This is a genomic window from Actinotalea sp. C106, from assembly GCF_023630195.1.
In the GTDB taxonomy this organism is placed as follows: Bacteria; Actinomycetota; Actinomycetes; order Actinomycetales; family Cellulomonadaceae; genus Actinotalea.
Genome location: NZ_JALPKN010000072.1, coordinates 1 through 12,605 on the forward strand (window position 1 = coordinate 1; position 12,605 = coordinate 12,605).

Below are 12,605 nucleotides of genomic sequence, written 5' to 3' on the forward strand. Positions count from 1 at the left end.
CCGCACCACGCAGCCCGCCCCGGCCCCCGATGCCGAGCAGGCCGTCCAGCACGACGTCCGCCGCGAAGGCCTGGGCCAGGGCCTCCCCGGCCCAGGTGCGGTCCCCCGGTGCCTCGGGGTGCAGGGTCAGGAGCCGACCACCGGCCGCACGGACCGCGACCAGGCCCTCCTGGTGCACCGCGGCCGAGGTCAGGACGGCCGTCACCCCCACCCCCCGGCCAGCGAGCAGGGCAAGGGCGTGCAGGGTGTCCCCGCCGTTGTTGCCCGGACCCACGAGACCGACCACGGTCGCCCCGACCACGGTCCCTGCTCGGGCTCTCGGCCGCAGGGGGCTCCCGGGCCCGAGCGCCCGCAGGGTGCGCAGCTCGTGGACCGCCGCCAGGGCCAGGGCCGTGGCGGCGCGGTGCATCAGCCCCCCGGCGAAGCCGCGCTCGGCGGCGAGCAGAGGAGCCTCGGCAGCTCGGACCTGGTCCGCGGTGAATGCCTCGATCACCACCCCATCCTGCCCCGTCCTGACCGGTGCCGTCCTGCGCCGGTCAGGACGGGCCGGTAGCGTGCGAGCATGCGATTCGGACTCTTCATCCCGCAGGGCTGGCGGATGGACCTCGTCGGCATCGACCCGTCCCAGCAGTGGGCCACGATGCGCGGGCTCGCCGAGCACGCAGACACCGGGTCGGCCTGGGAGTCGATCTGGGTCTACGACCACTTCCACACCGTGCCCGAGCCGACCCTCGAGGCCACCCACGAGGCGTGGACCCTCATGGCGGCCTTCGCAGCCTCGACCTCCCGGGTGCGCCTCGGGCAGATGTGCACCTGCATGGCCTACCGGAACCCGGCCTACCTCGCGAAGGTCGCGGCCACCGTCGACCTGGTCAGCGGTGGCCGCACCGAGATGGGCATCGGCGCGGGCTGGTACGAGCACGAGTGGCTCGCCTACGGCTACGGCTTCCCGAGCGCGGGGGACCGCCTGCGCGCCCTCGAGGAGGGCGTGCAGATCATGAAGCAGGCCTGGGAGACGGGCGAGGCGACCCTCGACGGCCGGTACTACCAGGTGGACGGCGCCCGCGTGCACCCCCAGCCCCTCCAGCCGGGTGGCATCCCCTTCTGGATCGCGGGCGGCGGGGAGCGCAAGACCCTGCGCATCGCCGCGCAGCACGCCCGGTACACCAACTTCGACGGCACCCCCGAGGGGTTCGCGCACAAGTCCTCGGTGCTCGAGGGCCACTGCCGCGAGCTGGGCCGCGACATGGACGAGATCACGCGCTCGGCCAACTACAACGTCGTGATCGGCCGCGACCAGGCCGAGGTCGACGAGCGTCTGGCCTGGATCGGCGAGCACTACCGCCGCTCGGTCCCGGCCAAGGCCGACGAGACCCTCGAGCAGTTCCGCACCGGCCCGCTCGTCGGGACCCCGGAGCAGATCGTCGAGAAGCTCACCGAGCTCCGCGGCCTGGGCATGACCTACGCGATCACGTACTTCGCCGAGGCTGCCTACGACCGTTCGGGCATCGAGCTCTTCGAGCGCGAGGTGGTCCCGGCCCTGCAGGGCTGACGGCGACCGCTCAGGTCAGGTCCCGCTCGGCCACCACGACCGCCGAGGCGATGCCCGCGTCGTGGGACAGCGAGATGTGGAAGCGGTCGATGCCCAGGTCCTCGGCGCGTCGTGCGACCGTGCCGCGGATCTCGACCACGGGCGGACCGCCGACCACCCGCAGCACGGTCGCGTCGTGCCACCTCATGGTGCCGGGTGCGCCGAGGGCCTTGGCCATCGCCTCCTTGGCCGCGAACCGAGCCGCGAGGGAGGTCGGCGGGACGTCTCGCTCGGCCGGGGTGAAGAGCTTCTCGATCATCCGCGGTGCTCGGTCGAGGGTCGCGAGGAAGCGCGCGACGTCGACCACGTCGATGCCGACCCCGACGATCACCGGCTCACTCGACCGTGACGGACTTGGCCAGGTTCCGTGGCTGGTCCACGTCCAGGCCCTTGGCCGTCGCGAGCTCGCAGGCGAAGATCTGCAGGGGCACCACCGAGACCAGCGGGGCGAGCAGCACCGGGGTCTGCGGGACGAAGAAGACCTCGTCCGCGAAGGGCAGCACGGCCTCGTCCCCCTCCTCGGCGATCACGAGGGTGCGCGCACCGCGGGCACGGATCTCCTGGATGTTGGAGATCACCTTGCTGTGCAGCGAGTGCCGGCCCCGCGGGGAGGGCACGATGACGAAGACCGGCTGGCCCTCCTCGATGAGCGCGATGGGCCCGTGCTTGAGCTCCCCCGCCGCGAACCCCTCGGCGTGGATGTAGGCCAGCTCCTTGAGCTTGAGGGCCCCCTCCATCGCCACCGGGAAGCCGACGTGACGACCGAGGAAGAGCACCGAGGTCGCCCCGGCCATCGACCGAGCGGTCTCGCGGACCTGCTCGGCCCCGTCGAGGACCTGCTGGACCTTCTCCGGGATCGCCCGCAGCGCAGCGAGGGACTCGGCGATCTCGTCAGGGAACTTGGTCCCCCGGAGCTGGGCGAGGTACAGGCCCAGCAGGTAGCTCGCGGTGATCTGCGCGAGGAACGCCTTGGTCGAGGCGACCGCGACCTCCGGCCCGGCGTGGGTGTACAGCACGGCGTCGGACTCGCGCGGGATCGTCGACCCGTGGGTGTTGACGATCGCCAGGACGGTCGCCCCCTGCTCGCGGGCGTGCCGCACGGCCATGAGGGTGTCCATGGTCTCCCCGGACTGGGAGACCGCGACGACGAGGGTCTTGGCGTTGACGACCGGGTCCCGGTAGCGGAACTCGTGGGCGAGCTCGACCTCCACCGGGATCCGGCACCAGTGCTCGATCGCGTACTTCGCGACCTGCCCCGCGTAGGCGGCCGTCCCGCAGGCGACGACGATGATCTTGTCGACCTGGCGCAGGACGGCCTCGTCGACGCGAAGGTCGTCCAGCACCAGGCGACCCTCGAGGTCGGTGCGCCCCAGGAGGGTGTCCGCGATCGCCTGGGGCTGGTCGTGGATCTCCTTGTCCATGAAGGAGGCGAAGCCGCCCTTCTCGGCGGCGGCGGCATCCCAGTCGACCGTGAATCGGCGAGGCTCGACCGCCACGCCGTCGAAGCCCATCACGCTCACGGAGCCCGGGGTGAGGGTCACGACCTGGTCCTGGCCGAGCTCCATGGCCTCGCGGGTGTGCGCGATGAAGGCGGCGACGTCCGAGCCGAGGAAGTTCTCCCCCTCCCCCAGGCCGACGACGAGGGGCGAGTCGTGCCGGGCCCCGACGACGGTGTCCGGGACGTCGGCGTGCACCGCGAGGAGGGTGAAGGTGCCCTCGAGCCGCTGGGCCACGGTCCGCAGCGCCTCGGTGAGGTCACCGGTCACCCGGTACGCCGCGCCGACCAGGTGGGCGACCACCTCGGTGTCGGTCTCCGAGACCAGGACGACCCCGGCCCCCTCGAGCTCGGCACGGAGCTGGACGAAGTTCTCGACGATGCCGTTGTGGATGACCGCGAGACGACCGTCCTCCGACACGTGCGGGTGAGCGTTGACGTCGTTCGGGGCACCGTGGGTGGCCCACCGGGTGTGGCCGATCGAGGCGGTGCCCGCGGGGAGCGGCTCGGCCTCGAGGAGGGCCGTGAGGTTGGCCAGCTTGCCGGCCTTCTTGGCGGTCGCCAGGTCAGCACCCCCCAGGGTGACGACGGCGACCCCCGCGGAGTCGTAGCCCCGGTACTCGAGCCGGGCGAGCCCGCCCATGGCCACCTCGAGCGGACGTCCGCTCGGCTGCTGGGCACCGACGTATCCCACGATTCCGCACATGGCCGCGAGTCTAGTGCGCGTCCCGAGGGTCCCCTGGCCGGTCGGGGTCTGGTTCGCGGAGGGGCCGCCCCAGGCGGCAGACTGCACGGGTGGCCCCAGACATCGCCCCGTCGACCCCGTACGTGGACCTCGACCGCGCGGCGTGGAGCCGTCTCTCCTCGGCCACCCCCCTGCCCCTGACCGGGGCGGACGTGGCACGCCTGCGCGGGCTCGGCGACCCGATCGACCTGGCCGAGGTCGACGCCGTCTACCGACCGCTCTCCCGCCTGCTCAACCTGTACGTCAACGCCACCGGTGCCCTGCACACGGCATCCTCGACCTTCCTCGGCGAGGCCGCCGCGCGCACGCCGTACGTCATCGGGATCGCCGGGTCGGTCGCGGTGGGCAAGTCGACCACCGCCCGGGTGCTGCGTGAGCTCCTGGCCCGCTGGCCTGAGACCCCTCGGGTCGAGCTGATCACCACCGACGGGTTCCTGCACCCCAACGCCGAGCTCGCCCGCCGCGGGATCATGCACCGCAAGGGCTTCCCCGAATCCTACGACCGCCGGGGCCTGCTGCGCTTCCTGTCCTCGGTCAAGGCCGGGCGTGCCGAGGTCCGGGCCCCCGTCTACTCGCACCTCACCTACGACATCGTCCCCGAGGAGCACGTCGTGGTCCGTCGGCCCGACGTCCTGATCGTCGAGGGGCTCAACGTGCTCCAGCCCGCTCGTCCCACCGCCGTGGGCGGTTCGAGCCTCGCGGTGAGCGACTTCTTCGACTTCTCGATCTACGTGGACGCGCGGACCTCCGACGCGCGCCAGTGGTACGTCGACCGGTTCCTCTCCCTGCGGGCGACGGCCTTCGCCCAGCCCGAGTCCTACTTCCACCGCTTCGCGGAGCTGGACGACCACCAGGCCATCGACCGCGCCGAGGAGATCTGGGACTCGATCAACTCGCCCAACCTCGAGCAGAACATCCTGCCGACCCGGGGGCGCGCCACCCTGGTCCTGCGCAAGGGGGCCGACCACGCCGTCGAGCGGGTGCGGCTGCGCAAGCTCTGACCCGCGGCGTCCGGGGCACCGCAGCGGCACGACCTAGACGCGGGTGGCCTCGTGAAGGAGGCGTGGTGGACCCTCGGGGACGGCCTCGGCCGCGGCGGTCGGCCCCCGCCCTCGCAGGAGGCGCCGCAGCAGCGCGTCGAGGGCGAGACCGAGCAGCAGACCACCCAGCACCCCCACCACCACCGCGAGCACCGGGTGCTCCGCGAACCAGACCCCCGCGCCCACCCCCAGCAGGACCGAGTACACCGACCAGGAGATCGCGGCGAGGGCGGCCAAGCCGGTGAACCGTCCCCGCGGGTAGCCGACCGACCCGGCGGTCAGGTTGACGGCCACCCGGCCCACCGGGACGTACCGGGCAGCGAGGATGAAGGCGGCCCCCCGGTGCTCGAGGGCGTGCTCGGCACGGTCGACCATGCGCTGGCCCAGCGGCGAGGACAGCAGTCGCATGCGCCGCACAGGGACCCGCCTGCCGATCGAGAACGCGAGCAGGTCGCCCGAGAAGGCCCCGGCCGCCGCGACCGCCCCCACGAGCCAGAGGGTGGGCTCACCGGTGCTGACCGCGAGCGCGGCGAGGGCGATCACCGCCGACTCGCTCGGGACCGGAGGGAAGATCCCGTCGACGAGGGTGACGAGGTAGAGCACGAGGAGCGCCCAGGGCGACCCGGCGAGGGCCATGACCCAGTCCTCCAGCACGGTCCCCCACCTCCCCTGGTGTCGACGCCTGGCCAGGTTCGCAGGCTCAGGTGTCCACGCTAGGACCAGAGGATGACGGTTCGGTATGGGTTATCCCCCCGAGTCGACCCTGAGTCCGGCCCGAGGGCCTCAGGCGAGGGGGAAGCCGAGCTCCTGGGCGGCGCGCTCAGGCGTGGGGTCGGCCCAGCGCAGCGCGTGGTCGGGGCTGGTCAGGGAGCGCATCTCGGCCTGGTCGACGTAGAGCCGTCCACCGAGGTGGTCGGTCTCGTGCTGGACGATGCGCGCAGGCCACCCGTGCACCAGCTCGTCCAGGGGGCACCCCTGCTCGTCGCTGCCGGTGAGGTGGACCGTGCGCCAGCGCGAGGTGACGGCCTGCCACCCGTGCACGCTCAAGCAGCCTTCGTAGAAGGACACGCGATCGGCGCCGTGCGGGGCGTAGGCCGGGTTGACCAGGACCCTGAAGGGCAGCGGCTCGCGTTCACGTGCCCTCGCGTGCTCGTCGTCGACAGGCCAGCTGTCCTCGAGCACGGCAAGGGCCAGGCTGAGCCCCACCTGGGGAGCGGCGAGGCCGACCCCGGGTGCCTCGCGCATCGTGCGCCGCATCGCGGCGAGGAGTGAGGTCAGGCGTGCGTCGTCGAGCTGGCCGTCGTACGGTACGGCCGGACGCCGCAGGACAGGATCCCCGGCCTGGACGATCGGGAGAGGTCCGTCGACCTCGAGCAGGGCGTCCACCTGGTCCAGCACGGCGCGGGGCGCGCTCACCGGGCGCTCCCCGGGGGCGAGGGGACTCGCGCCTCGCCCTGCTCCACGCCCTCGTCCCAGCCCGTCACAGGGCGAGTCGAGCCTGGACGACCTCAGCGAGCCGCGCTGCCATGCGGTCGGCGACCTCCTGCTCGGCGGCCTCGACCATGACTCGCACGACAGGCTCGGTACCCGAAGGGCGCAGCAGCACGCGCCCCTCACGGCCGAGCTCAGCCTCGGCGGCGGCGACAGCCGCGAGGACGCCCTCGTCCGCACCGGCACGGGTCCGGTCCACCCCGGACACGTTGACGAGCACCTGGGGCAGGCGCGGGACCTGAGCCGCCAGGTCGGCGAGGGACCGGCCCGTCGCAGCGACCCGTGAGGCGAGCTGCAGGGCCGTGAGCGTCCCGTCGCCCGTGGTCGAGTGGCGCGCGAGGATGAGGTGTCCGGACTGCTCCCCGCCCAGGGTGAAGCCCCCCGAGCGCATCTCCTCGAGCACGTACCGGTCCCCGACCCCGGTCTGCACGGTTCGCACCCCGGCGTCCGCCATCGCGAGCTGCAGGCCCAGGTTGCTCATCACCGTGGTCACCAGGGTGTCGTGGGCGAGCTCGCCCCGCTCACGCAGGGCGAGCGCGAGGATGCCCATGATCTGGTCGCCGTCGACGAGGTGCCCCTCCCCGTCGACCGCGAGGCAGCGGTCGGCGTCGCCGTCGAGCGCGACGCCGAGGTGGGCCTGGGCGGCGACCACCGCAGCCTGGAGCTGCTCGGGGTGGGTCGAGCCGCACTTCTCGTTGATGTTGCGGCCGTCGGGCGAGGCGTTGATCACCACGACGTCCGCACCGGCGGCACGCAGGGCCGCCGGGGCGACCTCGCTCGCGGCACCGTTGGCGGCGTCGATCACGATTCGCAGCGAGCCGAGGTCGGACGGGATGGTCGAGACGAGGTGCTCGACGTACTGCTCGGCGGCGGCCCCGACGTCCTGGGTGATGCGGCCGACGGCGGCACCTGTCGGGCGCTCCCAGGGCTCGCGCATGCGGGCCTCGATCGCGTCCTCGACGTCGTCGTCGAGCTTGTGCCCGCCTCGGGCGAAGAACTTGATGCCGTTGTCGGGCATGGGGTTGTGCGAGGCCGAGAGCATGACCCCCAGGTCGACCTCACGCGTGCCGGTCAGGTGCGCGACCCCCGGCGTCGGGATGACGCCCAGATTGACGACGTCGACCCCGGCGCTCGCCAGCCCTGCCGCCACGGCGGCCGAGAGGAACTCGCCCGAGGCGCGCGGGTCACGGCCGATCACCGCGCGTGGCCGGTGCCCCGCGAAGGCCCCCGACGCTGCCAGCACGTGCGCCGCCGCGACCGAGAGGTCGAGCGCGAGCTCGGCCGTCACGTCGCGGTTCGCGACCCCACGCACCCCGTCGGTACCGAACAACCGCCCCATCGCCAACCTCCTCGTCGTGACCGACCGTACGCCCCGCCGAGAAGCGGGCGCACAGATGCCGACGGCCCCGATGGTGTCCATCGGGGCCGTCGGTGCGCTGGATCAGCGCTTGGAGTACTGGGGCGCCTTGCGCGCCTTCTTGAGCCCGGCCTTCTTGCGCTCGACCACACGGGGGTCGCGGGTCAGGAAGCCGGCCTTCTTGAGCGCCGGGCGGTTGTGCTCGGCGTCGATCTCGTTGAGGGCCCGGGCGATGCCAAGACGCAGCGCGCCAGCCTGGCCGGAGGCGCCGCCGCCGTGGATACGCGCGATCACGTCGAAGCGGCCCTCGACGTCGACCAGCTTGAGCGGGTCGTTGACGAGCTGCTGGTGCACCTTGTTGGGGAAGTAGTCCTCGAGCGTGCGCCCGTTGACCTTCCACTGCCCGGTGCCCGGGATCAGACGGACCCGGGCCACGGCCTCCTTGCGGCGGCCGAGGGCCTGGGCCGGAGCGGTCAGGCTCTGGCCCTGCCCCGTGGGGGCACTGGTCTCGGAGGTGTAGCTGGAAGGCGTGTCGTCGCCCTCAACGTCGATGTCGACGGTGGTCTCGGCCACTGGTGGTGTCCTCGCGTCCTGTGTGGATGGTGGCAGCGGGCCGAGGCCTACTGCGCGACCTGGGTGATCTCGAAGGGCTTCGGCTGCTGAGCCGAGTGCGGGTGCTCGCTCCCGGCGTAGACCTTGAGCTTGCCCATCTGCGTGCGGGCGAGCGAGGTCTTGGGGAGCATGCCGCGCACGGCCTTCTCGACAGCCCGGTCAGGCTTGGCGGCGAGCAGCTCGCTGTAGGGGATGGCACGCAGGCCACCCGGGTAGCCGGAGTGGCGGTAGGCGAGCTTCTGCTCGCGCTTGTTGCCGGTCAGGGCGACCTTGTCGGCGTTGATGATGATGACGAAGTCACCGGCGTCGACGTGCGGGGCGAAGGTCGCCTTGTGCTTGCCGCGCAGGAGGACGGCGACCTGCGAGGCCAGGCGACCCAGGACGACGTCGGTCGCGTCGATGACGTGCCAGGTCCGCTCGACGTCGCCGGGCTTCGGGGTGTACGTGCGCACGGTCGTAGCCTTCGTTTCGTGTAGCTGATGAGTGGCATCGGGCCTCGGGTCATGCCGTGCGGTGCACGTGCATGTCCCCTCGTCTCCCGATGAGGTCGTCCGTTGTCGTCCTCCGCGGATCTCGGCGAGTGGGAGCGCACGAGAAGCGTTGGGACGCACAACGACACGCCAGAGTACCCGTCGAGGGGCCAGGGGGTCAAAAGCGCCCGGTGGAGCCCGGCACCGGGACGAGAGGCGCGCGCCGTCCGTCCCCGCTCCGGCCCCCGGCCTCGTCCGCTCACCGGGCGCGTTCGACCCGGGCGACCTCCCAGACCGCCTCGTCCCGCTCGACCACCTCGCCGTCCTCGCCGAAGACGAGGAAGCGGTCGAACCCGCGGGCGAACCAACGGTCGTGGGTGACCGCGACGACCGTCCCCTCGAAGCTCGCGAGCCCCCGCTCGAGGGCCTCGGCCGAGTGGAGGTCGAGGTTGTCGGTGGGCTCGTCGAGGAGCAGCAGCGTCGCCCCCGAGAGCTCGAGCAGCAGGATCTGGAACCGGGCCTGCTGCCCGCCCGAGAGGGTGTCGTAGGTCTGCTCGGCCGCCGCGACCAGCTCGTAGCGGTCCAGGGCCTTGCTCGCCGGCTCGCGGCCGAGGCCGCTGCGGTCCCCCTCCCCCCGGTGCAGGATGTCCAGGAGCGTACGGCCGGCGAGCTCGGGGTGCGTGTCGTTCTGGGCGAACCAGCCCGGCCGGACCCGCGAGCCGATCACCGCGCGGCCGGTGTGCTGCACGGGGCGGTGGTCGTGACCGTGCGCCTCACCCAGGACCGGGGCGTGCTCCCGGCCGGGGTCGCTTCCCCCGGCAGCCAGGAGCCGCAGGAAGTGCGACTTGCCCGAGCCGTTCGCCCCGAGCACCGCGACCCGCTCGCCGAACCACAGCTCGGCGTCGAACGGGCGCATCAGCCCGGTGAGCTCGAGGGTCTCGACCACCACGGCGCGCTTGGCGGTGCGTCCTCCGACCAGACGCACCCGGACGTCCTGCTCCTTGGCCATGACCTGAGGCGGACCCGCCTCCTCGAACTTGCGCAGGCGCGTCTGGGCCGCCTGGTAGCGCGAGGCCAGACCGTCGTTGAAGGCTGCCTTGTTCTTCAGCGCGTTCACCATGTCCCGGAGCGCGCTGTGCTGCTCCTCCCACCGTCGGGTCATCTCCTCGAGACGGGCCTGACGGTCGGCGCGGGCCTGCCCGAAGGTCGCGAACCCGCCCCCGTGCACCCACAGGGTCGCTCCGGCCGGGGTCGGCTCGAGGCTCGCGACGTGCGTGGCTGTCCGGGCGAGGAGCTCGCGGTCGTGGCTGACGAAGAGCACGGTCTTGCCCGAGGCCACGAGGGCCTGCTCGAGCCACCGCTTGGCGGGGACGTCCAGGTAGTTGTCGGGCTCGTCGAGCAGCAGCACCTCGTCCGGCCCGCGCAGCAGCGCCTCGAGGACCAGGCGCTTCTGCTCCCCTCCCGAGAGGGTGCGCACCTCCCGATGCTGGGCGCGCTCGAAGGGCAGCGAGAGCACGGCGTCGGTCACCCGGTCCCAGCCGACCTCGGCGTCGTACCCGCCGACGTCGGCCCAGTCCGCGAGGGCCTGGGCGTAGCGCATCTGCGCCGGGGTGTCGTCGACCTCCATCATCGCCAGCTCGGCCGCTGCGAGCTCGACGGCTGCCTGCCGCACGGCCTCGGGGGCCAACGAGGCCAGCAGGTCGCGCACCGAACGGTCGTCGTCGATGCGGCCCACGAACTGCCGCATGACGCCCATGCTGCCCGTCCGCGCGACGGCACCCTGGTGGGGCTGCTCGTCCCCGGCCACCATGCGCACGAGGGTGGTCTTGCCCGCCCCGTTGGGCCCGACCAGGGCCACGCGACTGCCCTGGCCCACGCGCAGGTCGACCCCGGCGAGCAGGGGCCGGCCGTCGGGAAGGACGTAGCCCACGCCGCTGATGTCGAGGTGTCCCATGCCCGGAGTGTCCTCTGCCTGCCCCCGCCCCGTCCATGCGATACGCCCGGATGCGGTCGCTCCGCAGCGGTGCGACGGTGGAGCCATGAGCGAGAACTACGGCGACACCCCGGCCACCTCCCCCGATCCCGAGTCCGGCGCCGAGGGCGACACCGACCAGCTGCAGCAGGAGGACACCCTGCTCGACCGCGGGGTGCAGAACGTGCTCGACGAGGGCTACTCGCCGCCTGACCACGCTCCTAACCCGTACCGCCTCGAGACGGCCGAGGAGGAGCGTGAGGGGGACAGCCTGGACGACCGGCTCGACCAGGAGCAGCCCGAGGTGTGGGAGACGACCGACGCCCCCGACGCCGGGGCGGGCGAGCCGGATCGGGCCGGCCGGCTGGCGGTGGACGCGAGCGAGCCCTCCGGAGCCTCGGCGGCGAGCCTCATGGCCCAGGACGTCGGTATCGACGGGGGCGCCGCGAGCGCCGAGGAGGCCGCCGTGCACGTGGTCGAGGACGAGAACCCGGTCTAGCGGTCCCTGCCCGGGCGCCGCCAGACTCCCACGGTCGGGCTAGGGCTCCTCGACCAGGGCCTTGGCCACCACGCTCAACGGCGTCGAGGTCTCGCGGGCTCGGCGCCGCAGCTCGACGAAGGCCTCGGCCACGGTGATGCCCTGGCGCTCGGCGAGCCGCCCCTTGGCCTGCTCGAGGACGACCCGGGAGTGCAGGGCTCCCTGCAGCTGGGTCGTGAGGCTCTCGGCACGGTCGAGCACCTGGTGCTGGATGATGCCGACGGTCGCGACGTCGGCCATGGCCCGCGCGACGGCGACGTCCTCCGCGGCCAGGGAGTCGGTCCCCGTCCGGAAGAGGTTGAGGGCACCGACGGTCTGCCCCTGCAGCCGCAGCGGGATGCCGTAGGCCTGCTGGACGCCGATCGCGCGTGCCCCGGCCACCCACTGCGGCCACCGCTGCTCGACGGCGGCGAGGTCCTCCACCACGACGACGTCGTTCCGCTCCATCGCGGCCAGGCACGGGCCCTGCCCCGACCGGACCTGGATCAGCTCGAGGAGCTCGGCCTGGTGGGTGCTCGCGGCGAGCATCTTGGGCGTCGACCCTGGGTCGAGGAGGAGCAGGCCTGCCGCCCAGACGTCGAGGAGGTCCACGGCTCGGTCGACGAGGCGCTGAGCGAGGTCGGAGACCTCGTACGGCCCGACGAGGGTCGAGGCGAGCTCGACGAAGACCCCGGCGAGGGTCACCCGGTCGGCGCTGCGGCGGACGTCGGTCATGTCATCTCCTGGCTGGCCTCGACCCTCAGCGCCCGGGCCTCCTCGGTACGGCGAGCACGCGTCGTCGAGGCTCGTGACGCGAGCTCTGAGTCCGGAGGGTACTCGACCTCCTCGAGGGTCAGGCCCGCCGCCGGCGCGACGAGCACGCCGCGGCGGCCGCTCGTCAGGAGCTCGGCCGGCCAGCTCTCGGGCCGGCGCCCCTCACCGACGGCGAGCAGAGCGCCGACCAGGGAGCGCACCATCGAGTGGCAGAAGGCGTCAGCCATCACGTCGAGCACGACGAGCCCGGCGTCGGCCCCGGGGCGACGACGGCAGAAGGCCGCGAAGTCGTGCTGCCCGACCAGCGGCTGGGCTGCCCGGTCCATCGCCTCCGCGTCCAGCGGCAGCCGGTGCCGCAGGACGTGGTCCCGGCGCAGCGGGTCTACCACCCGGGGATCGTCGGCCAGGCGGTACGCGTAGCGCCGGCGCAGCGCCGAGAACCTCGCGTCGAAGCCTGCAGGGGCCTCGCCGGCGCGGTGCACCACGACGTCGGGGGGGAGCACCCCGGCGAGCCGGCGGGCGAGGGCGACCCCCGGGGCGG

At 73.0% G+C, this 12,605-nt stretch carries 14 protein-coding genes; 3 read left to right on the forward strand and 11 right to left on the reverse strand.

Annotation, left to right across the window (positions count from 1 at the left end; translation table 11 throughout):
* A partial coding sequence (locus tag L0B03_RS07010; protein WP_250445076.1) for an NAD(P)H-hydrate epimerase occupies positions 1–493 on the reverse strand: 493 nt, incomplete at its 3' end.
* A gap of 69 nt (positions 494–562) precedes the next feature.
* Between L0B03_RS07010 and L0B03_RS07015 the strand changes: the two genes are divergently transcribed.
* Positions 563–1,552, forward strand: a complete 990-nt coding sequence (locus L0B03_RS07015) for an LLM class F420-dependent oxidoreductase (protein WP_250445078.1) — start codon at positions 563–565, stop codon at positions 1,550–1,552.
* 10 nt (positions 1,553–1,562) lie between these two features.
* Here L0B03_RS07015 and L0B03_RS07020 read toward each other — a convergent pair whose 3' ends face one another.
* Together L0B03_RS07020 and glmS are read right to left on the reverse strand one after the other, a co-directional pair.
* Positions 1,563–1,922, reverse strand: a complete 360-nt coding sequence (locus L0B03_RS07020) for a holo-ACP synthase (RefSeq protein ID WP_250445080.1) — start codon at positions 1,920–1,922, stop codon at positions 1,563–1,565.
* Positions 1,923–1,926: 4 nt separating this feature from the next.
* Positions 1,927–3,792, reverse strand: coding sequence for a glutamine--fructose-6-phosphate transaminase (isomerizing) (gene glmS / locus L0B03_RS07025; protein WP_250445082.1), 1,866 nt, complete (start codon positions 3,790–3,792; stop codon positions 1,927–1,929).
* A gap of 89 nt (positions 3,793–3,881) precedes the next feature.
* Here glmS and coaA point away from each other — a divergent pair, with 89 nt between their 5' ends.
* Positions 3,882–4,832, forward strand: a complete 951-nt coding sequence (coaA, locus tag L0B03_RS07030; RefSeq protein ID WP_250445084.1) for a type I pantothenate kinase — start codon at positions 3,882–3,884, stop codon at positions 4,830–4,832.
* Between the two features lie 33 nt (positions 4,833–4,865).
* Here coaA and L0B03_RS07035 read toward each other — a convergent pair whose 3' ends face one another.
* The 6 genes from L0B03_RS07035 to L0B03_RS07060 all read right to left on the reverse strand — a co-directional run bounded on the left by L0B03_RS07035 (position 4,866) and on the right by L0B03_RS07060 (position 10,755).
* A complete protein-coding gene (locus L0B03_RS07035; protein ID WP_250445085.1) occupies positions 4,866–5,525 on the reverse strand; it encodes a VTT domain-containing protein in 660 nt (219 codons plus the stop codon).
* 129 nt (positions 5,526–5,654) lie between these two features.
* The gene (locus L0B03_RS07040) at positions 5,655–6,287 is read right to left on the reverse strand and encodes a peptide deformylase (protein ID WP_250445086.1); all 633 of its coding nucleotides are present in this window, start codon (positions 6,285–6,287) and stop codon (positions 5,655–5,657) included.
* Between the two features lie 64 nt (positions 6,288–6,351).
* Positions 6,352–7,701 (reverse strand): phosphoglucosamine mutase, encoded by a 1,350-nt coding sequence (gene glmM, locus L0B03_RS07045; RefSeq protein WP_250445087.1) that lies wholly within the window; start codon positions 7,699–7,701, stop codon positions 6,352–6,354.
* A gap of 102 nt (positions 7,702–7,803) precedes the next feature.
* Positions 7,804–8,292, reverse strand: a complete 489-nt coding sequence (gene rpsI, locus L0B03_RS07050; RefSeq protein WP_208056007.1) for a 30S ribosomal protein S9 — start codon at positions 8,290–8,292, stop codon at positions 7,804–7,806.
* Between the two features lie 47 nt (positions 8,293–8,339).
* Positions 8,340–8,783, reverse strand: a complete 444-nt coding sequence (gene rplM, locus L0B03_RS07055) for a 50S ribosomal protein L13 (RefSeq protein WP_250445088.1) — start codon at positions 8,781–8,783, stop codon at positions 8,340–8,342.
* A 277-nt stretch (positions 8,784–9,060) separates the two neighbouring features.
* Positions 9,061–10,755, reverse strand: coding sequence for an ATP-binding cassette domain-containing protein (locus L0B03_RS07060; protein WP_250445089.1), 1,695 nt, complete (start codon positions 10,753–10,755; stop codon positions 9,061–9,063).
* An 85-nt stretch (positions 10,756–10,840) separates the two neighbouring features.
* Between L0B03_RS07060 and L0B03_RS07065 the strand changes: the two genes are divergently transcribed.
* Positions 10,841–11,272: a DUF5709 domain-containing protein gene (locus L0B03_RS07065; RefSeq protein WP_250445090.1), complete on the forward strand. Its 432-nt coding sequence runs from the start codon at positions 10,841–10,843 to the stop codon at positions 11,270–11,272.
* 39 nt (positions 11,273–11,311) lie between these two features.
* On the opposite strand, the gene L0B03_RS07070 is transcribed toward L0B03_RS07065, so the two are convergent.
* Both L0B03_RS07070 and L0B03_RS07075 read right to left on the reverse strand, forming a co-directional pair.
* Entirely contained in the window at positions 11,312–12,025 is a 714-nt protein-coding gene (locus L0B03_RS07070) for a GAF and ANTAR domain-containing protein (protein WP_250445091.1), read from the reverse strand.
* Positions 12,022–12,605: tRNA pseudouridine(38-40) synthase TruA (locus L0B03_RS07075; RefSeq protein WP_374204901.1), on the reverse strand; the 584-nt coding region annotated here is incomplete at its 5' end. The genes L0B03_RS07070 and L0B03_RS07075, both read right to left, overlap by 4 nt.

Coding starts and splice junctions, on each gene's coding strand:
- glmM (WP_250445087.1), bottom strand. CDS start 7,701: ATGGGGCGGTTGTTCGGTACCGACGGGGTGCGTGGGGTCGCGAACCGC.
- L0B03_RS07065 (WP_250445090.1), top strand. CDS start 10,841: ATGAGCGAGAACTACGGCGACACCCCGGCCACCTCCCCCGATCCCGAG.
- L0B03_RS07060 (WP_250445089.1), bottom strand. CDS start 10,755: ATGGGACACCTCGACATCAGCGGCGTGGGCTACGTCCTTCCCGACGGC.
- L0B03_RS07015 (WP_250445078.1), top strand. CDS start 563: ATGCGATTCGGACTCTTCATCCCGCAGGGCTGGCGGATGGACCTCGTC.
- glmS (WP_250445082.1), bottom strand. CDS start 3,792: ATGTGCGGAATCGTGGGATACGTCGGTGCCCAGCAGCCGAGCGGACGT.
- L0B03_RS07070 (WP_250445091.1), bottom strand. CDS start 12,025: ATGACCGACGTCCGCCGCAGCGCCGACCGGGTGACCCTCGCCGGGGTC.